General features: G+C 67.9%; 22 protein-coding genes. 7 read left to right on the top strand and 15 right to left on the bottom strand.

Annotated elements, in window-relative coordinates; translation table 11 throughout:
• Position 1: 1 nt before the first annotated feature.
• A complete protein-coding gene (locus HWY37_RS13435; RefSeq protein WP_176088834.1) occupies positions 2-1,537 on the bottom strand; it encodes an amino acid permease in 1,536 nt (511 codons plus the stop codon).
• A 186-nt stretch (positions 1,538-1,723) separates the two neighbouring features.
• On the opposite strand from HWY37_RS13435, the gene ypfH reads away from it, so the two are divergent.
• Positions 1,724-2,428 carry an esterase gene (gene ypfH / locus HWY37_RS13440; protein ID WP_175211103.1) on the top strand — a complete coding sequence of 235 codons (705 nt, stop codon included), beginning with the start codon at positions 1,724-1,726 and terminating at the stop codon, positions 2,426-2,428.
• Complete coding sequence (locus HWY37_RS13445) at positions 2,428-3,225, top strand: IclR family transcriptional regulator (protein ID WP_246302291.1); 798 nt, start codon at positions 2,428-2,430, stop codon at positions 3,223-3,225. The genes ypfH and HWY37_RS13445 overlap by 1 nt, the downstream gene beginning before the upstream one ends.
• Position 3,226: 1 nt before the next feature.
• Here HWY37_RS13445 and HWY37_RS13450 read toward each other — a convergent pair whose 3' ends face one another.
• The 11 genes from HWY37_RS13450 to queE form a co-directional block, all read right to left on the bottom strand.
• The gene (locus tag HWY37_RS13450) at positions 3,227-4,021 is read right to left on the bottom strand and encodes an SDR family NAD(P)-dependent oxidoreductase (protein ID WP_176088836.1); all 795 of its coding nucleotides are present in this window, start codon (positions 4,019-4,021) and stop codon (positions 3,227-3,229) included.
• Position 4,022: 1 nt separating this feature from the next.
• Entirely contained in the window at positions 4,023-5,000 is a 978-nt protein-coding gene (locus HWY37_RS13455; RefSeq protein ID WP_176088837.1) for a Bug family tripartite tricarboxylate transporter substrate binding protein, read from the bottom strand.
• Between the two features lie 70 nt (positions 5,001-5,070).
• Positions 5,071-6,801, bottom strand: a complete 1,731-nt coding sequence (locus HWY37_RS13460; RefSeq protein WP_176088838.1) for a thiamine pyrophosphate-binding protein — start codon at positions 6,799-6,801, stop codon at positions 5,071-5,073.
• A gap of 13 nt (positions 6,802-6,814) precedes the next feature.
• Positions 6,815-7,648, bottom strand: a complete 834-nt coding sequence (locus HWY37_RS13465) for a hypothetical protein (protein WP_176088839.1) — start codon at positions 7,646-7,648, stop codon at positions 6,815-6,817.
• A gap of 162 nt (positions 7,649-7,810) precedes the next feature.
• Entirely contained in the window at positions 7,811-9,232 is a 1,422-nt protein-coding gene (locus tag HWY37_RS13470) for an efflux transporter outer membrane subunit (RefSeq protein WP_175211105.1), read from the bottom strand.
• A gap of 64 nt (positions 9,233-9,296) precedes the next feature.
• Positions 9,297-10,271, bottom strand: a complete 975-nt coding sequence (locus HWY37_RS13475; RefSeq protein ID WP_176088840.1) for an efflux RND transporter periplasmic adaptor subunit — start codon at positions 10,269-10,271, stop codon at positions 9,297-9,299.
• Positions 10,272-10,273: 2 nt separating this feature from the next.
• A complete protein-coding gene (locus HWY37_RS13480; RefSeq protein ID WP_173147988.1) occupies positions 10,274-10,486 on the bottom strand; it encodes a DUF1656 domain-containing protein in 213 nt (70 codons plus the stop codon).
• Positions 10,483-12,534 carry an FUSC family protein gene (locus tag HWY37_RS13485; protein ID WP_175211109.1) on the bottom strand — a complete coding sequence of 684 codons (2,052 nt, stop codon included), beginning with the start codon at positions 12,532-12,534 and terminating at the stop codon, positions 10,483-10,485. The genes HWY37_RS13480 and HWY37_RS13485 overlap by 4 nt, the downstream gene beginning before the upstream one ends.
• Positions 12,531-13,007 carry a MarR family winged helix-turn-helix transcriptional regulator gene (locus HWY37_RS13490; protein WP_176088841.1) on the bottom strand — a complete coding sequence of 159 codons (477 nt, stop codon included), beginning with the start codon at positions 13,005-13,007 and terminating at the stop codon, positions 12,531-12,533. The genes HWY37_RS13485 and HWY37_RS13490 overlap by 4 nt, the downstream gene beginning before the upstream one ends.
• Positions 13,008-13,198: 191 nt before the next feature.
• Complete coding sequence (gene queD / locus HWY37_RS13495) at positions 13,199-13,642, bottom strand: 6-carboxytetrahydropterin synthase QueD (RefSeq protein ID WP_042793796.1); 444 nt, start codon at positions 13,640-13,642, stop codon at positions 13,199-13,201.
• Positions 13,643-13,670: 28 nt separating this feature from the next.
• Positions 13,671-14,303, bottom strand: coding sequence for a 7-carboxy-7-deazaguanine synthase (gene queE / locus HWY37_RS13500; protein WP_176088842.1), 633 nt, complete (start codon positions 14,301-14,303; stop codon positions 13,671-13,673).
• Between the two features lie 183 nt (positions 14,304-14,486).
• Here queE and arfB point away from each other — a divergent pair, with 183 nt between their 5' ends.
• From arfB to HWY37_RS13515, 3 genes are all read left to right on the top strand, one after another.
• Entirely contained in the window at positions 14,487-14,903 is a 417-nt protein-coding gene (gene arfB / locus HWY37_RS13505) for an alternative ribosome rescue aminoacyl-tRNA hydrolase ArfB (protein WP_175211115.1), read from the top strand.
• Between the two features lie 90 nt (positions 14,904-14,993).
• Positions 14,994-15,341, top strand: coding sequence for an ArsR/SmtB family transcription factor (locus HWY37_RS13510; protein ID WP_175211117.1), 348 nt, complete (start codon positions 14,994-14,996; stop codon positions 15,339-15,341).
• 46 nt (positions 15,342-15,387) lie between these two features.
• Complete coding sequence (locus tag HWY37_RS13515) at positions 15,388-16,440, top strand: alkene reductase (RefSeq protein ID WP_176088843.1); 1,053 nt, start codon at positions 15,388-15,390, stop codon at positions 16,438-16,440.
• A 13-nt stretch (positions 16,441-16,453) separates the two neighbouring features.
• On the opposite strand, the gene HWY37_RS13520 is transcribed toward HWY37_RS13515, so the two are convergent.
• On the bottom strand, positions 16,454-17,257 hold the full coding sequence (locus HWY37_RS13520; RefSeq protein ID WP_176089080.1) for a CPBP family intramembrane glutamic endopeptidase: 804 nt from the start codon (positions 17,255-17,257) through the stop codon (positions 16,454-16,456).
• Between the two features lie 211 nt (positions 17,258-17,468).
• On the opposite strand from HWY37_RS13520, the gene HWY37_RS13525 reads away from it, so the two are divergent.
• Positions 17,469-17,843, top strand: a complete 375-nt coding sequence (locus tag HWY37_RS13525; RefSeq protein WP_175211121.1) for an MAPEG family protein — start codon at positions 17,469-17,471, stop codon at positions 17,841-17,843.
• 4 nt (positions 17,844-17,847) lie between these two features.
• Positions 17,848-18,825 carry a glycerophosphodiester phosphodiesterase family protein gene (locus HWY37_RS13530; RefSeq protein WP_176088844.1) on the top strand — a complete coding sequence of 326 codons (978 nt, stop codon included), beginning with the start codon at positions 17,848-17,850 and terminating at the stop codon, positions 18,823-18,825.
• A gap of 6 nt (positions 18,826-18,831) precedes the next feature.
• On the opposite strand, the gene HWY37_RS13535 is transcribed toward HWY37_RS13530, so the two are convergent.
• Positions 18,832-19,266, bottom strand: coding sequence for a carboxypeptidase-like regulatory domain-containing protein (locus HWY37_RS13535; RefSeq protein WP_176088845.1), 435 nt, complete (start codon positions 19,264-19,266; stop codon positions 18,832-18,834).
• A 119-nt stretch (positions 19,267-19,385) separates the two neighbouring features.
• Positions 19,386-20,174 (bottom strand): NRDE family protein, encoded by a 789-nt coding sequence (locus HWY37_RS13540; RefSeq protein ID WP_176088846.1) that lies wholly within the window; start codon positions 20,172-20,174, stop codon positions 19,386-19,388.
• Positions 20,175-20,177 lie beyond the last annotated feature (3 nt).

Here is a 20,177-nt window from a genome sequence, read left to right on the forward strand (position 1 = left end):
CCTAGGCCCGGACGCCCGCCGCCGTTGGCGCGGCGGGCTGCGTGTCCGTCGCGCCATTCAGATTCAACTCCTGGAAACGCATGTCCTCATACCGGATCCAGTGCGACTTGCGCACCAGCCGGTGCCCGAGCCACAGGGCCAGGAACAGCGGAATCGCCAGGTAGGTGGAGATCACGCCGATCCAGTCGATGCGGTCTTGCAGGAAGGCCTGGTAGTTCTGGCCCAGGGTGACCACCAGGCACAGGACGAAGGCGAGCAGGGGGCCGAAGGGGAACAGGCCGGCCTTGTAGGGCAGGTCGGCGGTGTCGTAGCCGTGCTTCACATAGCCCCGGCGGAAACGGTAATGGCTGACCGCGATGCTCAGCCAGACGATGAATTCCGTCATGCCGGCGAAGTTCAACAGCCAGATGTAGACGGCCTTGGGGCTGTACACCAGGCTGAACAGGCACAGACAGGCCAGCAGCGCGGTGGCTATCAGCGCGTACAGCGGCACGCCCTTGCCGGTTACGCGGCGGAATATGGCCGGGGCCTGGCCTTCGGCCGCCATGTTGAACAGCATCCGCGTGGCCGCGTACATGCCGGAATTGCCGGCGGACAGCACCGAGGTCAGGATCACGGCGTTCATCACGGTGGCCGCCGACAGCAGCCCCGCGTGCTGGAACACCAGGGTGAAGGGGCTGACGGCGATGTCTTCCACTTCGTTGCGCAGCAGCTGCGGGTCGGTATAGGGCAGCAGCAGGCCGATGATCAGGATGGCCAGCACGTAGAACAGCAGGATGCGCCAGAACACGTGGTTGATCGCACGCGGCACGTTGCGGCGAGGATTCTCGGATTCGCCGGCGGCCACGGCCACCAGTTCGGTGCCCTGGAACGAATAGGCCACCACCATCGCCACGCCGACCCAGGTGGCCGCATTGCCCACGAAGGGCGCGTCGCCGACCGACCAGTTCACCAGGCCCACCGGCGTGCCGCTGTGGATGATGCCCACCAGCATCGCCAGCCCGACGCCGATGAAGCACAGCACGGCCACGACCTTGATGATGGCGAACCAGTATTCGGCCTCGCCGAAGCTGCGCGCCGAGAAGGCGTTCAGGCCGAAGGTCAGGGCTAGGAAGGCCACGCTCCAGATCCAGCCGGGCGTATCGGGGAACCAATACGCCATGACCAGCTGCGCGGCCACCACGTCCACCGCCACCACGGTGGCCCAGCTGATCCAGAAGTTCCAGCCCAGCGCGAAGCCGAAACCGCCGTCCACGTAGCGCGAGGCATAGGTGCAGAAGGAGCCCGATACCGGCATGAAGGTGGCCAGTTCGCCCAGGCTGGTCATGATGAAATAGACCATCAGCCCGATGGCCAGGTAGACCAGCAGCGCGCCGCCCGGGCCCGCTTGCGCGATCGCGGCGCCGGAGGCGACGAACAGGCCGGTGCCGATGGCCCCGCCCAACGCTATCATCGTGAGGTGGCGCGCCTTGAGCACGCGATGCAGCTGGTTCTGGCCGGCAGGCGTGGCGCCGGATTCTGTTGTTGGAATTTGCATTGCTGGGGTAGGAGGTTGCCGGGGCAGGGGACCATCAGGCACGGGCATGCGGGCCTGCCCGCCAGGCAACGCCGCGCAAGCCAGCCGGTCCGTGGCGGTGCGGCAAAGGTTGCTTCAAGCCGCGCATTTTACAATGAGGCTATTCAGGGGCCGTCCGGCGGCCCCCAGCCAGCACGGAGCAGTTTCATGGCGTCTTCCACTTCTCTCGAATTTCTTCCCAATGCCGGCGTCGACGTGCGCCAGCTGTTCATCCTGCTGCACGGCGTGGGCGGCAGCCCCGACGACATGGAGCCCATGGCGCAGGCAGTGCGCGCGGCGTTCCCCAGCGCCGCGGTGCTGGCGCCCCAGGGTTTCGAGCCCTTCGACGGCGGCGGCGAGGGCCGGCAATGGTTTTCGGTGCGCGGCGTGACGGAGGAAAACCGCCCCGGACGCGTGGCGCAGGCCTTGCCGGCGCTGGAAACCTATGTGCGCGAGGCGCAGGCGCGCTTCGGCCTGCTGCAGTCGGACACGGCCCTGGCGGGTTTTTCGCAGGGCGCCATCATGGTGCTGGAACTGGTGCAGGCGCACGACGGCATCGCCGGCCGCGTCATCGCGTTCTCGGGCCGCTATGCCCAGATGCCCAAGATCGCGCCGCAGTTCACCACGTTGCACCTGCTGCACGGCGCCGCCGATCCGATCATGAGCGTGGAGCATATCCAGGCCGCCCAGGCGCGCCTGACCGAGCTGCACGGCGACTCGACCATCGACATCGCCACCCAGGTGGGGCACGCGCTGCATCCGGCGCTGATCGAGCGCGCCATCGTGCGCTTGAAGACCTGCGTGCCGCTGCGCAGCTGGGAGGCCGCGCTGGGCCTCAACCAGGCGCCGCCCGACGGCACCCCGGTGCATTGATGCCGGCTCAGCCCTCCTTGCCGCGCGCCGCCGACCCGGTGGGCGGCGCACAAAGCATTTTTCGCGTCCTGCGCCTGCTGAAATACGTAGGCGCTGCGCCTGCGCGCGGCGTCGGGCTGACCGACGTGGTGCGCGACATCGGCCTCACGCCACCGACCGCGCACCGCATGCTGTCGGCCTTGCTGCAAGAAGGCTTCCTGTCGCTGAATACCAAGCTCAAGACCTACAGCCTGGGGCGCGAGTCCTACATTCTGGGGCTGGCGGCCGAAGGCAGGCACGGCATCAAGGCCATTGCGGAATCGGCGGTGCTGCGCCTGGCGCAGTCCACGGGCGACACCAGCTTTCTGTCCGTCAGGTCCGGGCACGAAGCCGTTTGCGTGGACCGCAAGACGGGCGACTTCCCCATCAAGATTCTGACTTTGGAAGTGGGGCACCGGCGGCCGTTGGGGGTGGGGGCGGGCAGCCTGGCGCTGCTGGCCTTTTTGCCCAATGACGATATCGAGCGGGTGCTGGCGCGCTACGACGCCACGGCCGCGCCCGATCTGCCGTCCACCGACATGCTGCGCGACGACATTGCCGCGGCGCGCAAGAATGGCTACGCGCTCAACCCGGGGCGCATCATTCCCGACATGGTGGGGGTGGGCGTGCCGGTGCTGGACCGCGAACAGCGGGTGGTGGCGGCGCTGAGCGTGGCGGCGATCCGGTCGCGCCTGTCGGGCGCCCGCTTGCAGGACGTGGTGGCCGCCTTGCAGCGGTCTGCGGCCGAACTGGCCGCAGACCTCGCGCCGCGGGTCTGACTTACCGGCCCGCGCAGGCCTTGCCGCCATCCACGGGCAGACACACGCCCGTGATGTACTTGGCTTCGTCGCTGGCCAGGAACAGCGCGGCGTGCGCCACGTCCCAGGCATCGCCCATCCGGCCCATCGGACTGGCCGCGTTACGATGGCGGCGCATTTCCTCGACATCTTCAAACTGCCCCGCAATCTGCGTATAGATCAACGGGGTATCGATGACGCCCGGCAACACGGCGTTGACACGGATGTTGTTGGGCGCATAGCGCACGGCCAGGGAGCGGGTCAGGTGGTTCAGGCCCGCCTTGGCCGCGTAGTACGAGGTGTACGGATACGTGTTCACCTGAATCGACGCCAACGACGAGATGTTGACGATGCTGCCCGCGCCTTGTTCCAGCATCGCTGGCAGCACGTGTTTGCAGGTCAGGAATACGCCGGTCAGGTTGGTGTCCAGCACGCGGTGCCAGCTTTCCTCGCTGGCTTCGATGGGATCGCCCATTTCCGTGATGCCTACATTGTTGTGCAGCACGTCGATCCGTCCGGCCTCGCTCAGCACCGCCGCGACCGCCGCCTGAATCTGCGCGGAGTCGGTCACGTCGGCGGTCAGCGCGATGCAGCGGCCGCCTTCGCTGGTGATGACGCGCCGGGTTTCCTCGGCGGCCTCGGCGCGCACGTCCACCGCAAACACCCACGCGCCCTCGCGCGCATACAGGGCGGCGGCCGCCTTGCCGTTGCCCCAGCCCGGCCCGGATGAGCCGGCGCCGAATACCAGCGCCACCTTGTCCTTCAAGCGCTGGCTCATGTCATTCCGCCGAAATGTGCGCGAAAGCGGCCACCTTCTTCCACTTGGCCACGTCGTCGCGAATCATCGCGGCAAACGCGTCGGGCTTGTCGGCCACGACATAAGCGCCCACGCCCGCGTACTTGGCCTGCACCTGCGGATCGGCCAGCGCCTTGCGCGACGCGTCGTTCAGCTTGGCAAGAATGTCCGCAGGCAGGCCCGCCGGCGCAAGCAGCCCGTTCCACATTTCGGCGTCGTAGTCGGGCAGCCCGACCTCGGCGAAAGTCGGCACATCGGGCAATTGCGGCAGCCGCGTTTTGGCGGCGACAACGATCGGCCTCAAGCTGCCCGACTGGATGTGCGCCATCGACGAGGCCGCCGTGTCCCACAGGATGGGCACTTGGCCCGCGATCACATCGTTGAGCGCCGGGCCGGTGCCGCGATACGGCACGTGCATCATGTCCAGCCCCGACAACGACTTGTAGTACTCCATCGCCATGTGAGTGGCCCCGCCGTTGCCCGACGACGCATACGAATACTTGCCCGGCGCGCCTTTGATCAAGGTGACGAAAGACGTGTAGTCCTTGGCGGGAAAGTTCTTGTTGACGACGATCACGCCCGGTACGCGGATGATCTGGGTGACCGGCGTGAAGTCCTTCACGGCGTCGTAGGGCAGGGTCTTGTAGACGGCGGGGTTCGTGCCGTTGGTGCTGGACGTGCCAAGCAGCAACGTGTAGCCGTCGGGCGCTGCCGCCGCGACCGCGCGCGTGCCGACCGTGCCTCCTGCGCCGCCCCGGTTTTCCACCACGACGGCCTGGCCGATTTGCTTGCCCAACGCTTCGGCGAAAATGCGCCCGACCATGTCGGACGTCCCGCCGGGCGGGAAGGGCACGATCAAACGGATGGGGCGATCGGGGTAGCTGTTTTGCGCCGCTGCGGCGCCGGTCAGGGTGACGGCCAAAGTGGCGGCCGCCAGCGTCATCCAGGTTTTTGCTTTCATGCGGGTTGTCTCCTCGCTGCTCTACTGTTGTGCGGATTGCCGGTTTTTTTTCAGGTTTCTCGATACGGGGTCAAGCGATCCGGTCACCCGCTTTGATCTTGGCGGCGCGGCTGTCCACGCCGGGCAGCATGTGCGCGGGGTCACGCGTGACGACCACATCCAGAATGGTGGGCCGGTCCGTGCACGCAAAGGCCGCGGCCAGTGCGGCCGGAATGTCGGCGGGGTCCTCCACGCGGATGCCCTGGCATCCCAGTGCGCGCGCCACATTGGCGTAGTTGGTTTCCGCCAGATCGGACGACTGATAGCTGCCGCTGCCGTACATCAGATGCTGCAACGCCTTGATGTAGCCCGACGCGGCGTTGTTGACCACCACCAACGTGAACGCCAGGCCCATGCGCACCGCCGTTTCCAGTTCGCCCAACGACATGTTGCAGCCGCCGTCGCCTGTCAGGCTGACGACCTGACGGCCCGGCGCGGCGGCGGCGGCGCCGATGGCGCCAGGGATGCCATAGCCGATCGAGGCGAAACCGCGGTCCGGCACGAAGCCGCGGCCCGCGCGCTTGGTGTCGAACAACAAGCCGCCCCAGTGCGCGGCGAATCCGCCATCGGCCACCAGGATGCCGTCCGCCGGCAGTGCGGCATTGATCTCATGCATCAGCCGCGCCATGCCGATGGGGCTGTCGCCCGACGTGAGCTTGCCTTGCACGGATTCGCGCCAGGCATGCATGGCTTGCCCGACTTCATCCACATAGGCCTGGCGGGCTTGCGAAGGCGCCGCTTGGCTACCCAGACGCTCGCCGAGCTCTTCCAGCGTGGCGCGCACATCGCCCCACAGGCGCAGGGCGGGCGTCGTCGTGCGGTCGAATTCTTCGGCCACGATGTCCAGATGGATGATGGGCGTGTCGCCCGCCAGCAAGTCGTAGCGGCGCGTGGCGACTTCACCCAGCTTGCAGCCGACGACAAACAGGCAATCGGCCTTGGCGATGAGCTCGTTGGCGATGCGGCTGTAGCGGCCGAACAGGCCCGCGTTGAGCGGGTCGGTGCAGGCGACCGCGCCCTTGCCGCTCATCGTATGGGCCACGGGGATACCGAACCGACGCGCAAACGCCTGGACGGTTTCGGCGGCGTCGCTGATGTGCACGCCGCCGCCGCACAGCATCAACGGCCGGGCGGCGCCCGCCAGCATGCTTGCGGCCTGCGCCAGATCGTCGGCCGCGGGGCGGCAGCGCAAAGCGGGGGCGCGGCGGTAATTGACGCTGGAATGGAAGGCGTCGGCATCGAAGGCGTGGACTTCATGCGCGATGTCTTCCGGCACGTCCAACACTACCGGGCCAGGGCGGCCGCTGGTGGCGACGGCAAAGGCGCGGCGCACCAGCTCAGGGATACGTTCAATTTTCTCGACACGCAGCACGTCCTTGACGACCGGGCGCAGCACTTCCAGTTGGCGGGCTTCCTGCGTCATGTTCTTCCAGGAGTGCAGCCGGTGCGAATCGCCGACCAGCGCCACCATCGCCGTGCCGGCATTGAAGGCTTCCGCCAGCCCGGTGACCAGGTTGGTTGCGCCTGGCCCCAGCGTGGCGTCACAAACGCCCGGCCGACCGCTGACCTTGGTGTAGGCGTCGGCGGCGAACACCGCGCAGCGCTCATCGTTGATCAGGTTGTGGTTCAGCTTCAAGCGTCGCACGGCGTCGTAGAACGGCAGCAACTGAAAGCCGCCCATGCCGAACATCAGCCCCACATCGTGTGCGGCGAACATGCGCGCAATGGCTTCGCCGCCCGTGATTTCCAGTTTTTCCGACATGCGGGTAGTGCTCCTAGTAAGTGCCGCGCCCGTTCAGCAGGGCGTCGATGAAAGCTTTCAGCGGCGTGCCGACGCGGCAGCCCAATTCGCGGGCGCGTGCGTTTGCGCAAGAAATCGTGCCTTCCTGGTAGCAGGAAAGCGCGTCGCCGATGCGTGCGCTATAGGCCGACACCGTCAGCGCGGCGATGCCACGTTGCTGCAACAGCGGCAGGCGGCCGATGCCGGCGCTGTCCTTGCCGATGCCGGCGTCGTTGAACGTCACCAGGCGCGGGGTGGCCTTCACGCCATCGGTTTGCAGTCCGGCCAGCCGTTCGCCATGGGATGCGGTGACCACGATGCGCCCGTCATCGTCTGCATTCAGCAGCGACACGGAGTCGGCGCCGACGACCAGCGCCGCGCCATCGGCGGCGGCCTCGATGACGGTGCGGGATTCTTTTTGCAGGGCAGGCCGCGCCTGGCTGGCAGGGGCGCGGGACAGCAAGGCCGCTGCGTCGGCGACGCTCATGCCTGGCCGGCAACCCAGCGCCTGCGCCAGCGCGTTGGCGTGACTAAGCACGCCGTGGCGCGCCATGTCGGCGCCGTCGCCGATGCGGCAACTGCGGTAATCGGCAGCGGCTGCCGGCACGCCCCATTGCTGCAAATCCGCCAGCCCAGCGATGCCGGCTTGCAGCCAGCCGACGCCTGCATCGTTCAGGATGGCGGCGCGTACGTTGCCGCGCGCCGCGCAATAGGCCGCATAGCTGCCGCCGTGCGAACCCGCGATGACGACGCGGCCGGCGTCTTCGGACGTCAGTTTGGTGATGCTGTCGAGGACGCGCGCACCCGCCACCCTTGATGGGTTTTCCATATTATGGATTTGTCTCATTGCCCAAGCGCTTGTCGTTCACGGCTGTGAACATTCAGGCTTGTTAATTGTTGTGTGAATCAGCTTTGAGACAATTCTACGAGCGGCAAAATCTCGTGGGCAATGCAATATCCATATTATGGAAATTACATTGCCTGCCGTGGCTTACTTTTCCCAGCCGCCGCCCAGCGCCAGGAACAGCGCGATCTGGTCGTTGCTGAGCTCGGCCTGCGAGGCGGCCAGCGCGCTTTCGTTGGTGGCCAGCGTGCGCTCGGCGTCCAGCACGGTCAGGTAGTCGGTCTTGCCGTACTTGAACAGGCGGCTGGCTTGCGAGGCGGCTTCGGCGCTCTGGTCGCGCGCGGCGCGCAGGGCGGCGTCGCGGTCCAGCTGGCGGGCGTAGACCACCAGCGCGCTTTCCGTTTCCCGCAGGGCGTTCAGCACGGTGGCGTCGAAGCGCGCCGCCGCGGCCTTGGTGCTGGCTTGGGCCTCGGCGATGCGGGCCTGCGCGGCGCCGGTGTTGGGGATGGTCCAGGAGATCAATGGACCGACGCTCCAGCTGAAGGTGCCGCGGTCGCCGAACATGGTGGCCGGGCCGCCCGAGGCGGCCGACAGGCCCAGCGAGATCTTCGGATACAGGTCCGCGGTGGCCACGCCGATGCGCGCGGTGGACGCGGCCAGGGTGCGTTCGGCCTGGCGGATGTCCGGGCGGCGGCGCAGCAGCGCGGCGCCATCGCCCACGGGGATGGTCTCGGTCAGGCGCGGCGCCTTGGCGCATTGCAGCAGGGCGGGGGAGATCTCGGCGGGAGTCTGGCTGGTCAGCGCGGCCAGGCGGTACAGCGCGGTGCGCTGCTGGGCCTGGAACGGCGGCAGGTTGGCCTGCAGCTGTTCCAGCTGGCTGCGCGCGCGGGTCACGTCCAGCGTCGTGCCGCGGCCGGCGCGTTGCAGCCGGTCGACGGCGTCCAGCGATTCCTTCTGCACCTGCACCGAATGCTGGGCAGAGGCCAGCTGCATGCCGGCCGCGCACATATTGGCGTAGGCGCGTGCGGTCTCGGCGGCCACCGTGACGCGGGTGGCGTCATAGGCGGCCTGCGCGGCCTGTTCGTCGCCGCTGGCCGCTTCCACCGCGCGGCGGATCTGGCCGAACAGGTCCAGCTGGTAGGCCACGCTGGCGCCCATGGAATAGGACCAGCGGTTGGGCGGATCGATGCCGGGTTGCAGTTCCTGCAGGCCGGACACGTGGCCGAAGGTGGGCGAGGCATTGACGCCGATGGACGGTTGCTGTTGCGCCTGGGTTTCGCGCACCACGGCTTGCGCGCGTTCCAGGTTGGCGCTGGCCACGCGCAGGTCGGTGTTGGCGGCCAGGGCCTTTTCCACCAGCCCGTCCAGCACCGGGTCGTCGTACAGGCGCCACCAGTGGCCGGGCACCGCATCCTGCCGGAACGCCGCCTCGCGCGCCTGGGCGAATGGCGCCTGCGCGCTCTGCCGCTCGGCCACCGACCCGGCGGGCACCTGGTAATCCGGGCCCACGGTGGTGCATCCGGCTAGCGTCAGGGCCAGCATCAGCGGCAGAAGGTTTCTGGTGTTCATGGCAGTTACGGCTGTGCGTCGATAAGAAGTAAAGAGGGTTGGAAACAGGGCGGCGGATGTCCGGTCAGGACGGCTGGCGCGCGTTGGCCTGAGGGTTGGGCTGAGCCTCGGTTTGAGTCTTGGCTTGAGTCTTCGCCTGAGCCTTGCCCTGGGCATGGCCCAGATCGGAATCCACCGACACGGTGGCGGTCTGGCCGGCCACCAGGCGCACGCCTTCGGGCACTTCGTCGATCTTCACGCGCACCGGAATGCGCTGCGCCAGGCGGACCCAGTTGAACGTCGGGTTGACGTTGGGCAGCAGATTGGCGCCGGTGCTGCGGTCGCGGTCGGCGATGCCCATGGCGATGCTTTCCACGTGGCCGCGGATATGGTGCGAATCGCCCATCAGCGTCACCGTGACCGGATCGCCTTCGTGGATGCCGGGCAGCTTGGTTTCCTCGAAATAGCCTTCGACGTAGAACGAGCCGGAATCCACCAGCGCCATCACGCCGCGGCCGGCGCTGGCGTAGGAACCCGCGCGCAGGTCCAGGTTGGTGATGCGGCCGTCGTTGACGGCCAGCACCCGGCTGCGCTCCAGGTTCAGGCGCGCGGTGTCGAGCTGCACTTCGGCCTGGGCCAGCGCGGCCTCGGTCTGCTGCAGCTTGGTCTGGCTTTGTTCCAGCGCTTCGGCGGCCACCAACTGGCCCAGCGAGCGGTTGCGCTTGGCGTCGCGCACCGCCTGGTCGCGCGCCACTTGCGCGGAACGCACCGAGGCCTGGGCCTGGTCGAAGGCCAGCTGGAAGCGCGCGCGGTCGATCTCGAACAGCACGTCGCCGGCCTTCACGTCCTGGTTGTCGTGCACCGGCACGCTGGTCACCAGGCCGGAGACATCGGGCGCGACCTGCACCACATAGGCCTTGACGCGGCCGTCGCGGGTCCAGGGTTCGACTTCATAGTGCACCCAGAGCTGCCAGCCGGCGTAGGCGGCCGCGGCGACGACGACGGCGGTCACCGCGAATTTGCCGATGGCTGCGGGGCGCAGGGCATTGGGGAGTTTCATGCTTATCTCTGGAGAAAATAGGGGGAAATGAGGGATACGCCGTACAGCAGCACCACGAACAGCGCCAGGTCGAACAGCGCGGGGTGCCACACCAGGCGGTACAGCCCGGCGCGGGCCAGCACGCGGCGCACCGCCCAGGCCACCCCCAGGGTCACCACGCCCAGCACCAGCAGCCAGGGGAAATAGACGCCGTAGAGATTGAATTCGCCGATCATGATGCTTGGCCCTCCAGGGTGGGATGGGCGGGTTGGTAGCCGGGCGCGTCCGGGAAGAAGGCGCGGCGTATGCCCACCAGCGCGACCACCGCGCGGTCGCGCGCGGCGGCGCCCGGGGGCGTCGAGGTCACGCTGGCCAGGGCGCGGTCGATCTGCGCCAGGAACTCCGGCGTCTTCTCGCCGACTCTCCAGGCCGAGCGGGCGCGGAAGAAATTGGCCAGGCCTTCCAGTACCGGCTGTATGGCCGGTTCCGCCATGGGCAGGTGGCGCCGCGCGCGTTGCAGTTCCGTGATGTCGCGGCCCACGCGCAGGTCCTTCAGCGCGTCGGCGGCGACCAGATCGTCGGGACGCTGGGCCAGCGCCAGGCGCGGCTGCAAGAGGCCGATGCGGTCCAGCATGCGGGCGGCATAGGTGTGGCGCGAGGGCGCGCGCGGCGAGCTCGCCAGCGTTTCCAGTTCCTTCCAGTTGGCGGCCTGGATGCGGCGCGCGCTCCAGTCGGCGCTGACGGTGCGGAAGATGGCGGCGATGATGGCCGCGGTGGCCACGCCCATGCATTGCGCGACCTGGGTGTCGATGAAGGACACGATGTCGGCCGTGTTGGTGTCCTGCAGCGCCATCGTGCCCAGGAAGCCGAACAGCATCGCCATGGCCTTGCCGGCGCTGGCGGGCCGGGCGATGAAGATGCCCAGCACGAAGGTCGTGGGCAGCATGGCCAGGGCCAGCATCTCGAAGGAGTGCAGGGCGGGCATGATGCCCAGCAGGTACAGCGCCGACAGCGGGATCGAATACACCGTGTAGGTCAGGAACTGCATGATGCCGGGCACGGGGTTGTCCTGCGAGGCGAAGAAGCAGCTGAAGATGGCAGCCATGAGCGCGGCGGTGGCGCCGTTGCTCCAGGCCGTGCCGATCCAGAACGCGCAGCAGACGGAAATGGCGACGCCGGCGGCCAGGGCCGACAGCAGTGCCATGCCGCGGTCGCGGTGCAGCACCGCGTTGTGCGTGTGGTTGGCGCGGGACGTGCGCAGCCGCGCGCCCGCCAGGCCCGCGCGGATCTCGCGGCGCAGCGCCAGGCATTCGTCATAGGTGTCGATGAGTTCGCGCAGGCGCGTCATCAGGCTGGCCAGCAGGATGTCGCGCCAGGTCGAGCGGCTGTCGATCTCGGGCGTGAGGCGGGTGGCGGCGGCGCGCAGGCGCACGGCGGTTTCGTGCGTGGCCTGGGCGCCCGCATTGATCCATTCGGAGATGTCGTTGAGCAGCTGGCTGACCGGTTCCGGCAGCGGCTGGCCGTCGGCCTGCAGGGCGCGCATGCGGTCTTCCACGGCGGACACCGTGGGCGTCAGCGCCGCGATCTGGTCCTGCATGGCCCGCACCGCGCCCGAGGTCCAGCGCAGGTTGCTGGTGTCGAAGGGCACGTGGGTGGACAGCAGGCGCAGCTGGGTGATGTCGTTGGCCAGCACGCGGCGGTCGCGGTCCTTTTGTTCGTCGGTCTTGCCGCTGAGCGTGTCGTGCATCCAGTTGCGGGCGTCGCGCACGGCCTTGTCCAGCAGCAGGGTCAGCGCCGGCGCCAGCCCGCGCGGCAGCACCACGCTGTGGATCAGCGTGGCGCAGACGATGCCCAGGCTGATTTCCTCGACGCGCGCCAATGCGGTGTCGAACACCAGGGAAGGGTCCGTTACGCTGGGGAAGCCGATCATCGCGGCGGTGTAGCCCGCCAGCATGAAGAGGTAGGAGCGCGGCGTGCGGTCCAGCACCGACAGGTACAGGCAGGCGCCTACCCACAGCACCATGGCCGCGGTCATGACCACGGGCGAATTCGACAGGCGCGGCACCATGTAGACGGTGGCGGCCGAGCCGAAGAACGTGCCGGCCAGGCGGTACAGCGCCTTGGAGCGCACCGCGCCCGACCAGGGCTGGGCCACGACATAGGCGGTGGTCATGGCCCAGAACGGACGCGGCAAACCCATGCTGTAAGCCAGGTAGAGCGCCATGATGGCGCTCAGGTAGCTCTTGAGCGAAAAGATGGATTCGCGGACGTTGGGGAGTTTCACGCTTGTTCGTCCTGTTGCTGGGTGCCCGCGCCGCCGCGGCCCAGGGTCACTTTCAGGCTGTCGAAGACCCGCAGGCAGGCTTCCAGGTCCGCCACGCTGACGTCGCGGAACAGGCGGCGGCGCAATTCGACCAGCACGTCCTCGACCTTGGCGCGCAGCGCCTGGCCGGCTGCGGTCAGGTGCAGCGTCTTGGCGCGGCGGTCGTGTGGGTCTTCGCGGCGTTCCATCAGGCCGGCGGCCACCAGGTGGTCCAGCACCCGCACCAGCGAAGGGCCTTCGACGCCCAGCGCCTCGGCCAATGCCCCCTGGCGCACGCCGTCTCCCAGGCGGCCGGTCAGGATGACGGGCCAGGCCGTGGCCTGGGACAGGTCGAAGTCGGCCAGGGCCTTGTCGGCGGCGCCGCGATAGGCGCGCGACAGCACCATCAATGCAGAGGTGGTGGCCATGAGCTGGGAGTCGGTGGGCGTGTTCATGGAATAGATTGTATCCTATCTATTAGCTTACTAATAATTGAAAATGGCGAATATCTCCATGGATTTTTTCAATCGGGAAAATAGGGAACGGGTTTTCCATCTATGGAAAACCGGGGGCGGATAGGGAGGGGTTCGGGATCAACGCCGCGAAAAGCGACGCCGGCGCGGCCGTGGCGGCCGCGCCCCGGGGGTCAGCCGTTGCAGTCGGCCCAGCAGTTGGGCGTTTCGTACAGGCGCACGCGGGTCAGGCGCAGCTCGGCGCCGTAATGGCCGTGATAGTGGGGGGCCAGGGTCTCGAAGACGATGGCGGCCAGGTTCTCGGCCGTGGGGATGCGGTCCAGCACCACCGTCTTGTGGTCGGGCAGGCTGTCCAGGAAGCCGCGCACCGCGGCGTCGCCTTCATACACCAGGAAGGCGTGGTCCCAGACGTCGACGATATGGGTCTTGGCGATGTGCTTGATTTCAGAGAAATCCATCAGCATGCCGTTGTCGGACTCGCCGGGCGCCTGCACCACGTCGCCGGTCAGGGTGATCTCCAGCACGTAGCGGTGGCCGTGCAGGTTGCGGCACTGGCTGCGATGGTCGGGAATGCGGTGGCCGGCGTCGAACTCCAGCCTGCGGGTCACGGAAATCATGGCGCGCTCCGCAGGGGGCAAGGGTAAATCATGGAATGCCTATGTATTTGTGGGTCTGCAGGCTGAGCCGCCATTGCGGGTGCTGCATACAGTACTGGACGGCCTGCTCGGTGTTGGCCGCGCGGGCGGGGCCGTCCATGGGTTGCAGGAAGAAGTGGTCGAAGTCCAGGTGCGCGAAGGCCTCGGGCTGCGCGTTGGCTTGCGGGTAGACCAGCTTGAGCTCGTCGCCGCGCTCCAGGACCACGGGCGCCGTGCCCTTGGGGCTGACGCAGATCCAGTCGACGCCGGCGGGCGGCTTGATGGTGCCGTTGGTTTCGATGGCCACGGTGAAGCCGCGGGCATGCACGGCGGTGAGCAGGGGCGCGTCCAGCTGCAGCAGCGGCTCGCCGCCAGTGAAGACCACGTAGCGGTCGTCGGCGCCCGGGCCCCAGGACGCCGCGATGGCATCGGCCAGCAGTTCGGGCGTGGCGAACTTGCCGCCGCCTTCGCCGTCGGTGCCGACGAAGTCGGTGTCGCAGAAGGTGCAGGCGGCGCTGGCGCGGTCGCTTTCGCGGCCGGTCCAGAGATTGCAGCCGGCAAAGCGGCAGAAGACCGCCGCGCGGCCTGCGTGGGCGCCTTCGCCCTGCAGCGTCTTGAAGATTTCTTTAGCGGAATAAGTCATGGTGGTGCTGGGGGCCGGGACAAGGCCGGACCCTGGAAAAAGACCGATCCCCGGGACAAGGCCGGACCCGAAAAAAGGGCAGGCCGCCGGGAGCAAGGCCGACCTTCGGACTAGGCCGGACCTCGGATAAATCAGGCAAAGCGCATTATTTTACTTGGCGCCGGGCATCTATACTTGCGCCCTATGTTTCACGTCCAAGATTCCATCTACCTGGATGAGCGCGACCTGGCGTTCACCATGATCCGCGCCCAGGGCGCGGGCGGCCAGAACGTCAACAAGGTGTCCAGCGCGGTGCACCTGCGCTTCGACGTGCGCGCCTCCAGCCTGCCCGAGGAAATCAAGGACGCGCTATGCGCGTTGAGCGACCACCGCGTCTCCAAGGACGGGGTCATCGTCATCAAGTCGCAGTCGTTCCGCAGCCAGGACAAGAACCGGGCCGAAGCCATCGAACGCCTGATCGGCATGGTGCGCGCCGTGGCGCGCACCGACAAGCCGCGCCGCGCCACCAAGCCCACCCGCGCCTCGCAGCGCCGGCGCGTCCAGCGCAAGGTGCAGCACGGCGAGGTCAAGCGCCTGCGGGGACGGGTCCAGGGAGATTGAGTGTGACCGCGATAGCCCTGCGCGTCACAGGGGCATGACTATATATCGGATAGTTCCGATATAAGATTCGATAAATTGCGATATTTCAATATGACTACCGCCACCTCCAGCCCCGATCCCGCCGCCGCCTCGCCGGCCATCGACGCCGACGCCATCCTCAAGGCGTTGGCCAATCCGGTGCGGCGCGACATTCTGGCGTGGCTGAAGACGCCGCATGCGTACTTCGAGGAGCGCCCGGGCCATACCTTCGAGCATGGCGTTTGCGCGGGCCACATCGACAGCCGCTGCGGCCTGTCCCAGTCCACCGTGTCGTCGCACCTGGCCGTCATGCAACGCGCCGGCCTGATCTCGGCAACCAAGGTGGGGCAGTGGATTTTTTATCGTCGCAACGAAGCCGTCATCGCCGCATTCCTGCAGCGACTGAACCAGGATATGTAGCCCCGCTACGCCCAGAAGGCCCCGGCATCGGGGCCAAGGATTTCGCATGAGCCATTTATTTGAACCCCTGCGCGCAGGCGACCTGACGCTGCGCAACCGCATCGTCATGGCGCCCCTGACGCGCATGCACGCCAGCCCGGGCCGTGTGCCCAACGACCTGATGGTCGAGTACTACACCCAGCGCGCCGGCGCCGGCATGATCCTGACCGAAGCCACCGCCGTCACGCCGCAGGGCGTGGGCTACGCCGATACTCCGGGCCTGTGGACCCCGGAACAGGTGCAGGGCTGGCGCAAGGTCACGTCGTCGGTGCACGCCGCCGGCGGCCTGATCGTGGCGCAGTTGTGGCACGTGGGCCGCATCTCCGATCCGATGTTCCTGGACGGCGAGCTGCCGGTTGCGCCCAGCGCCATCGCCGCCCAAGGCCACGTCAGCCACGTGCGTCCGGAGCGCGCCTACGTCACGCCGCGCGCGCTGGAAACGGCCGAGATTCCCGGCGTGGTCGAGGCTTACCGCCACGGCGCCAAGATGGCCATGGAGGCCGGTTTCGACGGCGTTGAAGTGCATGCGGCCAACGGCTATCTGCTGGACCAGTTCCTGCAGGACAGCACCAACCGCCGCACCGACGCCTACGGCGGCTCGCTGGAAAACCGCGCGCGCCTGCTGTTGGAGGTGGTGGACGCCTGCGTCTCGGTCTGGGGCGCGGGCCGCGTCGGCGTGCATCTGTCGCCGCGCGGCGAAATCCACACCATGGGCGACTCCGATCCCGCCGCCACCTTCGGCTATGTGGCGCGTGAACTGGGCAAGCGTGGCATCGCCTTCCTGTGCGTGCGCGAATATGAAGCGGCCAACAGCCTGGGCCCGATGCTCAAGGCCGAATTCGGCGGCGCCTATATCGCCAACGAAGGCTACAACCGCGACTCCGCCGAGGCTGCCGTGGCCGCGGGCCGGGCCGATGCCGTGGCCTTCGGCGTGCAGTACATCGCCAACCCGGACCTGGCGCGCCGCTTCGAACTGAAGGCGCCGCTGAACCGTCCCAACCCGGCCACCTTCTACGCCCCGGGTCCAGGCGGCTACACCGACTATCCGGCCCTGGCCTAGTCGGCTTCCGCCTTCAGAACACGGCGCGCATGGGATAGGTGAACAGCCCGAAGTGCGCCGCGTTCAGGCCCAGGTGCGCCAGCACCGCGGCGGCCAGGCCGCCATGGCGGTAGGCCATGCCATAGGCCGCGCCGGCCAGGCCGGCCAGCAGCATCCATTGCCAGCCGCCGGTGTAATGGGCCAGGCCGAACAGCACGGCCGCGACCATCAACGCGGCCCATGAACCCCAGGCATGGCCGCGCCACAGCATGGCCAGCCGCTGCTGCAGATAGCCGCGGAACAGCGCTTCCTCGGCCAGCGTCACCAGCAGCGCGTTGTTGACCAGCCATATCCAGCCCGACGGCGGCCACTTGGGCGCCCAGCCCACCACGCCCAGTGCCAGCGCGCAGCCCAGGCACACCGCGATCGCGGCCGCGCAGGCCAGCAAGGCCGAAGACAAGGTGGCGCGCGCATCCGGCCCGGCCATGGGCGTGGCCAGCGCCAACACCACCCAGAACGCCACCAGCGGCTTGTCCAGGTTCAGGTACATGCCGAAGGGCTGTGCGTCCGGACTTAACGGCGCCGGCGCGATGACCTGCGGGTTGTGAAAGCCCGGCAGCAGATGCAGGAACAGCAGCGCGGCCAGCGCAATGAACAAGGCATGCCCGGCCGCGCTTGCGGCCGGCGCCGCTCCCGGGCGGACCAGCCAGGCCGCCATGGCCAGCAAAGCCGGCCACGCCAGGGCGACGGGATCTATCGTGCCGTCGATCCAGGCCCAGCCGTAGGCGGCAGCCAGCGGCGCCAGCGCCCAGCGGCGGGTGGCGGGCGGCCAGAGCATGGCGGCGGCGAGGAACAAAGCAGACCAGGGGCTGAGCAGGGACACGGGCGGAGCAGGCAGGCCGAAAGCGCTGAGTGTAAACGCGGCCCGCGTCCATCCCGCCGTCTGGCGCGGCAGACGGCGCGCCGTCTGGCGCAGCGGGCAGCGGCAACTGACGCGAGGCCGCGAACAGCGGTACTCTTGCGCCTGCCAGACACTTTGGAGCCAGACTATGAAATTGATCGCGTGGTTGATGTTGGCGGCGGCGGTGCTGCCTTTCGTATCGGCCATCGTCGCCAAGGCCGGCGGCAACAAGTACGACAACAATGATCCGCGCGCCTGGCTTGCACGCCAGCAGGGTTGGCGGGCGCGCGCCAACGCGGCGCAGACCAACACCTTCGAATCGCTGCCGTTCTTCTACGCGGCCGTGCTGTTCGCGCTGTACAACCAGGCGTCGCCCACGCACGTGGCCACGCTGATGGCTTGCTGGCTGGGCGTGCGGCTGGGCTATCTGGCCATGTACCTGGCCGGCTGGGGCGCGTTGCGCTCGCTGGTCTGGGCGATCAGCGTGGGCTTCATCATCGCGATCCTGTTCTCGGGCGTATAAGAGCATGCGCAAGCGGCGCGCCGTGGCGCTGGCGGCGATCGCGCTGCTGGCGTTCGTCTACGCCAACAATGCCGACCGCGCCACGCCCGAGCCCGGCGCGCGGGCGACGCTGCTCGCGCATCGCGGCATTGCGCAGCGCTACGACACCAGCGGCATGGGGCCCGACACCTGCACCGCGACGCGCATCCTGCCGCCCACGCATGGCTATCTGGAAAACACGATCGCGTCCATGCGCGCCAGTTTCGAGGCCGGCGCGGACATCGTCGAGATCGACATTCATCCCACCACCGACGGACAGTTCGCCGTCTTCCATGACTGGACGGTCGATTGCCGCACCGAAGGCAAGGGCGTGACGCGCGAGCACACGCTGGCAGAGCTCAAGGCCCTGGACATTGGCTACGGCTACACGGCGGACGGCGGCAGGACCTATCCCTTCCGCGGGCGCGGAGTCGGCCTGATGCCCTCGCTGGCCGAGGTGCTGGAGGCCTTTCCGCGCGGGCGTTTCCTGATCAACATCAAGAGCCGCGATGCGACCGAGGGCACGGCGCTGGCCGCCGTGCTCAATGCCATGCCGCCCGCGCGACGCGCCGATTTCATGGCATACGGGGGCGAGGAGCCGATGGAACGGCTGCGCCAGTTGGCGCCGGACGTGCGGACCTTGACGCGTTCGGATCTGAAGTCCTGCCTGTTGCGCTATGTGGCGACAGGCTGGACCGGCCATGTGCCCAAGGTTTGCCACGGCATGCTGCTGATGGTGCCGGTGAATGTCGCGCCCTGGCTATGGGGCTGGCCCGGCCGCTTCCTCGCGCGCATGCAAGCCGCGGGCAGCAGCGCGTTCCTGATCGGCCCGTATGCCGGAGAGGGCTTTTCCACCGGCATCGACACGCCCGAAGACATCCGCCGCGTCCCGCCCGGCTATGCGGGCGGGATCTGGACCAACGAGATCGAGGCCGCGGCGCGCGCCTTCAGGCCTGGATCCTGAGGCCGGCTATTTCCATTCGAACACGGCGCGCGCGGTGCCCGGGTGCGCCACCGAGACTTCGCGTTCCTGGACCTTGCCGTTGTAGGTGGCCGAGACCTTGTACTTGCCCGCCGGCAGCTTCACCAGCATATAGGGCCCTTCGGCGGTGGCCTGCAGGACTGACTTGCCATGCGCGTCGTGGATCGAGACCGCGACATTGGCGACGTAGTCGGCCTTGCTGCCGCTTTGCGCGGCGAACGTCAGCGCCAGCGGATAGTCTTTCTCGGCGGCCTTCATGGCGTCGGACTCGTCCAGCCCGATGCCGCCGCTGACATATTGCACCGAACCCTGGTGCTGCACCGGCGGCATGCCTGCCACGGCGGTCGACATGATTCCGGCAAAGGCCATGCTGCCCAGCGCCATCGCGGCGGCCATGGTGCAGCGTTCTATACGCTTGTTCATGAGATTCTCCTGAATAGGACGATCAGCGCGTTTTTGTGCGCGCATGAACATTTCGACCCTGATGCCGGCGCGGAGTTCGCGCCCGCGGGTCTCCGATATCAACCGATTGTTTCCGCTGCCTATCGAAGCGTACCGCGTGGCGTGTGCCAGGAAAATGTCAGGAGGCTTTCGCCGCTGACCGAGCCGTCGGGGGCAAAGCGCCTTTCATCGAGCCGGCCGGCGCCGTCGCCGCGCAGCGTCAGCACGCTGGAGCTGCGGGTGCCATAGTTCGGACTGACGATGAAGGGGCTGCTCAATAGCCTTTCCCGATCCAGCGGCAGGCCGGTGGCGGGCAAGTCGGCATCGTCGGCCGGATCGCGGTCCGCCAACGCGGCCATCAGCGCGGGCAGGTCGGGCTGGGGGCCGCCGCGCAGCACGGCCTCGAAGGCCGCCTTGGTGCGCGCGAGCTTGGGCCAGGGCGTGTCCAGCAGGTGGTTGGACAGGGCATACACGCCCGGCGCCAGCGCGCGTGGTCCGCCATCGCGGTTGCTCAGGTACCAGGCCTCATCGGCGTCGCCCACGATCAGGTTGAAGCCGTTGTAGGCCTGGCCGATGGCGTGCGTCCTGGCCAGGTATTCCGCCGGCGTCGCGTTGCCGCGCAGGTAGTCTTCCACCAGCGCGCCGCGCGACGGCGCATCGGCGATGGTCTTGCCGGGTTCGCGGAAGTTCGTCACCAGCGCATAGCGGCCGCCGGTGGTGGCGCCCATCCAAGAGCCTCCGGCCAGGCCGTCGCGCCCCGCATAGACCTCGGGCGCGTCGGACCATTGCGCGGCGGGCAGGGTGGGGCGTTGATGGAATTCGTCGCGGTTGGCGGCGATCAGCACGGGGATGTCCGGCAGGGCATGCAAGGCCAGTACGGCAAGACACATGGT

It is taken from the genome of Achromobacter anxifer, from assembly GCF_903652925.1.
Classification (GTDB): Bacteria; Pseudomonadota; Gammaproteobacteria; order Burkholderiales; family Burkholderiaceae_B; genus Achromobacter; species Achromobacter anxifer.